We start from the raw sequence: 295 nt of genomic DNA, 5'->3' as shown, positions 1-295 counted from the left end.
GGTGACGTCCCGCTGAGTGGTGGATGTAGTCCTCACCGTGTTGGTCAGCGGTGTGGTGACTATGACGCGATCAGGGCCGGTTGCGCCACCTCCTCGACTGGCTGGGGCCGGTTGAGCTGGGCCATGGAGCCTTCGGAGAGGTAGCGGCGGTCGGAGACCTGCCATTCGTCGTGGGCTTCGACCAGTACCGCGCCGGCGAGGCGGAGCAGCGCTTCGGGGTTGGGGAAGACGCCGACGACGTCGGTGCGGCGCTTGATCTCCTTGTTCAGCCGTTCCAGCGGGTTGGTCGACCAGA

At 66.4% G+C, this 295-nt stretch carries 1 protein-coding gene; it reads right to left on the bottom strand.

The features are described from left to right. Window positions 1-59 precede the first annotated feature (59 nt). Window positions 60-295, bottom strand: a 236-nt coding sequence (locus A6V29_RS06270) for a transposase (RefSeq protein ID WP_170977722.1), incomplete at its 5' end; no start/stop codon positions are given.

The organism is Blastococcus sp. CCUG 61487 (genome assembly GCF_005222955.1).
GTDB lineage: Bacteria > Actinomycetota > Actinomycetes > Mycobacteriales > Geodermatophilaceae > Blastococcus.
Note: the sequence above shows the minus strand (reverse complement) of the source record. Positions and strands in the feature narration are given on the sequence as shown.